General features: G+C 68.7%; 6 protein-coding genes. 3 read left to right on the plus strand and 3 right to left on the minus strand.

The window, feature by feature from the left end; translation table 11 throughout:
* Positions 1–71 precede the first annotated feature (71 nt).
* The gene (locus AC1DZ6_RS20445; RefSeq protein WP_477098967.1) at positions 72–926 is read right to left on the minus strand and encodes a sigma-70 family RNA polymerase sigma factor; all 855 of its coding nucleotides are present in this window, start codon (positions 924–926) and stop codon (positions 72–74) included.
* On the minus strand, positions 923–1315 hold the full coding sequence (locus AC1DZ6_RS20450) for a hypothetical protein (RefSeq protein ID WP_477098968.1): 393 nt from the start codon (positions 1313–1315) through the stop codon (positions 923–925). The genes AC1DZ6_RS20445 and AC1DZ6_RS20450 overlap by 4 nt, the downstream gene beginning before the upstream one ends.
* Positions 1316–1435: 120 nt before the next feature.
* Between AC1DZ6_RS20450 and AC1DZ6_RS20455 the strand changes: the two genes are divergently transcribed.
* Entirely contained in the window at positions 1436–1738 is a 303-nt protein-coding gene (locus AC1DZ6_RS20455) for a hypothetical protein (protein WP_477098969.1), read from the plus strand.
* A gap of 164 nt (positions 1739–1902) precedes the next feature.
* Positions 1903–2703: an inositol monophosphatase family protein gene (locus AC1DZ6_RS20460; protein WP_477098970.1), complete on the plus strand. Its 801-nt coding sequence runs from the start codon at positions 1903–1905 to the stop codon at positions 2701–2703.
* Positions 2704–2966: 263 nt separating this feature from the next.
* On the opposite strand, the gene AC1DZ6_RS20465 is transcribed toward AC1DZ6_RS20460, so the two are convergent.
* On the minus strand, positions 2967–3380 hold the full coding sequence (locus AC1DZ6_RS20465) for a hypothetical protein (RefSeq protein WP_477098971.1): 414 nt from the start codon (positions 3378–3380) through the stop codon (positions 2967–2969).
* A 225-nt stretch (positions 3381–3605) separates the two neighbouring features.
* On the opposite strand from AC1DZ6_RS20465, the gene AC1DZ6_RS20470 reads away from it, so the two are divergent.
* Positions 3606–4076 (plus strand): chemotaxis protein CheW, encoded by a 471-nt coding sequence (locus tag AC1DZ6_RS20470; RefSeq protein ID WP_477098972.1) that lies wholly within the window; start codon positions 3606–3608, stop codon positions 4074–4076.
* Positions 4077–4118: the final 42 nt, after the last annotated feature.

The raw sequence follows: 4118 nt of genomic DNA on the forward strand, positions 1-4118 counted from the left end.
CTCACCCTCCCACCGCTGCGCGGCGGGCCCCTCCCTCTCCCCTCCGGGAGAGGGTTTTGGTAGGCCGAGCCCTAAGAATTCAGCCGCGCCAGCTTCTCCGGGTTCCGCATCGTGTAGACCGCCGCGATGCGGCCATCCACGATCTCCAGGCCCATGGTCTGGAACACCACGCCCTCGTGGCTGAGCACGATGCCGGGCGCGCCGTTGATCCGCGCCAGGCGGGCGGTCGTATCGTCCGGGGTGGGGAACTTCCTCTTGAGGCCCAGCACCAGGCGGACGGCCTTCTCGAGGCCGAACACCGGGTTCAGCGTCGCCTTGGCGATGCCGCCGCCGTCCGAGTGCATGACCACGTCCGCCGCCAGGATGCCGCGCAGCACCGTCTCGTCGCCGCTCATCGCCGCGGCCAGGAAGGCGCCGGTCAGGCGCTGCTCCTCCTCGACGCTGGGGTGGTAGCGCGGTTTGCCGGCCTTGACGTGCTCGCGGGCCCGGGCGGCCAGCTGGCGGCAGGCGGCCTCGGTCCGACCCAGGGTCTTGGCGACATCGGCGAACGAGGCGTCGAACACGTCGTGCAGCAGGAAGGCGGCGCGCTCCAGCGGGGTCAGCCGCTCCAGGGCCAGCAGGAAGGCCACCGACAGGTCCTCGCCCAGGGCGCTGTGGTCGTCGTCGACCACCGGCTCGGGCAGCCACTCGCCGACATAGACCTCGCGCCGGGCGCGGGCCGACTTCAGCCGGTCCAGGCAGAGGCGGGTGACCACCTTGTTCAGGAAACCGGCCGGGTTGGTCACCTCGTCGGCCTCTACCCCGCGCCAGCGGATCCAGGCGTCCTGCACCACGTCCTCGGCGTCGGCGCGCGAGCCGAGCATRCGGTAGGCCAGGCCGGTCATCGCCCCGCGCCGGTCCTCGAAGATGTTGTCCTGCTGGCTCATGCCCGCTCTTTCTGGCGCCGAATGCACGAGCGCACCACCAGCAGGCTGATGATCGCGGGCAGGAACACGCCGGGGAAGTCGCGCAGCAGCAGGGGCCACGGCAGGGCCGTGCCGCAGAACGGGGTGATCAGGTGGATCAGGCTGTGCAGGCACAGGAAGGTCGCCGAGGCGACCGCCACGCCCAGGCCGCGCACCGGGTCCTTCAGCGCCCAGCCCATGGCCAGGGCGCAGGCCAGATAGGCCGCCCCGATGTCGCGCACGAAATGCTCGTTCAGCGGCCCGGTCTCCAGCACCCCCGGCACGCGCGGATACCACCAAGCCGGAGCCAGCATCATCACCGCGCCGTTGATCGCCAGGATCGCCGGCAAAAGCCATTTGGCCCATCGCATCTTCGTGGTCTCCTTGGTTTCCAGGCAAGACGAGACAAGCCGCCGGTATGTGACATGGCCGCGGAACAATCGCCGGCCGTTGCTCCCCAACGGAAATCCCGTCAGCTTGAGCGCCCTGGGATGGCGGACGACCGGATTGGCTGCATGCGAACGCGATGGAAATTGATCGTCCTGGCGATCGTGGCGATCGTCGTGTGTCTGCTCCTCGTTCCAGCGATCGCGACGCTGGAAGTGACGCTCATCGCGCCAGTGGAGGTGAAGGTCGACCTTCCGGTGACCGTGGTCCGGTCCGAGGACCTCGCCGGTCAGACCGGCACATGGATCGGCAAGGCCGTCCTCACCGCCTTCGCCCTGACGGTGCTCGGCGTGCTGGCCTGGGTGGCTCGGCACATCCTTCGCCGCGACCGCGAACCGGACGCCTGACCCGCGACAAATCCCCTCGCCTTGCTTTCGGCGGCCTACGCGACTAGGTATCGCGCCCACTTTCCCGATCTTTCTATCCGCCCGCACGCATATCCCCCGCCGTCGCCCACCCTTTCAACAAGGACGGAGACGCTGCGCAGGGGGAACTATGAGGAACACCTGCCTTGGCCACCACTTCCGCCCTTCTGAACGTGATGATCGACGCCGCGCGCAAAGCGGCCCGCGGCCTGGCCCGTGACTTCGGCGAAGTCACCGAGCTGCAGGTGTCCAAAAAGGGCCCCGCCGACTTCGTCACCGCCGCCGACCAGAAGGCCGAGCAGGTGATCTTCGAGATCCTCGACAAGGCCCGCCCCGGCTACAGCTTCCACGGCGAGGAGCGCGGCATGATCGAGGGCACCGACAAGACCCACACCTGGATCGTCGACCCGCTGGACGGCACCACCAACTTCCTGCACGGCATCCCGCACTTCGCGGTCAACATCGCCTTGGCCCGCGAGGGCGAAGTGGTGGCCGGCGTCACCTACAACCCCATCACCCACGACCTGTTCTGGGCCGAAAAGGGCAAGGGCGCCTATCTGGGCGCCGAGAAGCGCCTGCGCGTCGCGGCTCGCCGTCACCTGGACGAGAGCATCCTGGCCACCGGCGTGCCGTTCCTGGGCAAGCCCGGCCACGCCACCTTCCTGAAGGAGCTGCACCAGATCAGCCAGAAGGTGGCCGGCGTGCGCCGCTTCGGCGCGGCCGCCCTGGACCTGGCCTGGGTCGCGGCCGGCCGGTTCGACGGCTATTGGGAACGCAATCTGAAGCCCTGGGACGTGGCGGCCGGCGTGCTGCTGGTCACCGAGAGCGGCGGCAAGGTCAGCACGATCGAGGAGCACGGCAACCCGGTCGACGGCGTCTCGATCCTGGCCACCAATCAGGAACTGCACGCGCTGGTGCTGGAACGGCTGCAGGCGGCCTCGGCCTAAGTGGCCAACACCTCCACCCGCCTTCCCCAACGGTTGTCATCCCGGACAAGGCCCATCGGGCCGCCGATCCGGGACCGCCGGAAGCGCTGAGCTCAGGCGTCGGTCCCGGATCTTCGCGCTGCGCGCTCGTCCGGGATGACAGCCGTTTTTGGGTCAAAGGCGAGAGCGCCGACATCTCGCCGGCGAAGCCAGGGGAGAAGGGTGAACACACAAAAACGCCCCGGGTTCGCACCCGGGGCGTCTTGGTTTCTAGATCCGTCGCCTTAGCGGCAGACGGTCCGCTCGTAGACCGAGCCGCTGTAACGGTCGTATTCGCGGGTGGTCCAGCAGTCGCTGCCACGACGGTCATAACCGTAGGGGCGGGCGTAGCCATAACCGCCGTAGCGCGGCGGGGGCGGCGGCGGGGCGTAGCCGTAACCATAGCCGCTGTTGTAGCGCGGGGCGTGGTTGTTGTTGCCGGCGATCGCCGCGCCCAGGGCCAAGCCGACGATGCCGCCAGCGATGGCGACGCCCACGTCGTTGCCGTTATGGCCATGGCCGTGGCCGCCGTAGTAGCCGCCACCACCGCCGCCGTGGCGGTAGCCTTGGGCCGAGGCGGCGGTCGCGCCGGCCACCATGGCCAGGGCGGCGAGGCCGGCGGTCGCGCGGCCGATGATGGTCTTCAGTTTGCGGTTCATGACACGATGTCCTCTCTGGAGAGGCGTCCCGACAGGTCCGTCTCCATCTTCACATCATCCTCGCGCCCAGCGGCTGAACGCAGGCTGAACGGAGCCGTCAGCTTCGGCGCCGGCCTCCTGAGTCAAATCGTTGAAAGAAGGCCGATTTATTCACCTTTCCGCGCGAGGGTGACGGCTAAGACGGCGCCCAGAACGGGCGACGACGAGCTTGAAGGCGACCAGGCGATGTCCAGGAACGTGGCTTACGCGGCCGGCGAGGATCTGCAGATCCTGTCGTTCGAAGTCGGAACCCAGACCTATTGCGTGCCGGTGGGCGCGGTCCGCGAGATCCGCGGCGTCACCCCGGCCACCCCGCTTCCCGACGCCCCGCCCTATGTGCGCGGCGTGATCAATCTGCGCGGCCAGGTGATGCCGGTCATCGACCTGTCCGAACGCCTGGGCAAGGGCGTCGCCCCCGACAGCGCCCGCCAGGTGATCATCGTGGTCGAGCACCACGACGACGTCRCCGGCCTGCTGGTCGACGCGGTCTGCGACAGCTTCATCGTCTCGGCCGACAGCATCAGCCCGCCCCCGCCCCTGGGCGAGGACATCACCTCGACCCTGGTCTCGGCGGTGATCACCACCGACGCGGCGATGATCGTGCTGCTGGCGGTGGACGCCATCCTGCCAGAACGCAAGGTCGCGCTGGCGGCTTGATTCTCCTCCCCCGTTTACGGGGGAGGTGGCGGCGAAGCCGAC

The sequence above is a fragment of the Caulobacter sp. P1_B12_2 genome, from assembly GCF_056406675.1.

Excerpts from the sequence above, each read along its gene's own strand:
- AC1DZ6_RS20450 (WP_477098968.1), bottom strand. The coding sequence starts at position 1,315 with ATGCGATGGGCCAAATGGCTTTTGCCGGCGATCCTGGCGATCAACGGC.
- AC1DZ6_RS20455 (WP_477098969.1), top strand. The coding sequence starts at position 1,436 with ATGGCGGACGACCGGATTGGCTGCATGCGAACGCGATGGAAATTGATC.
- AC1DZ6_RS20465 (WP_477098971.1), bottom strand. The coding sequence starts at position 3,380 with ATGAACCGCAAACTGAAGACCATCATCGGCCGCGCGACCGCCGGCCTC.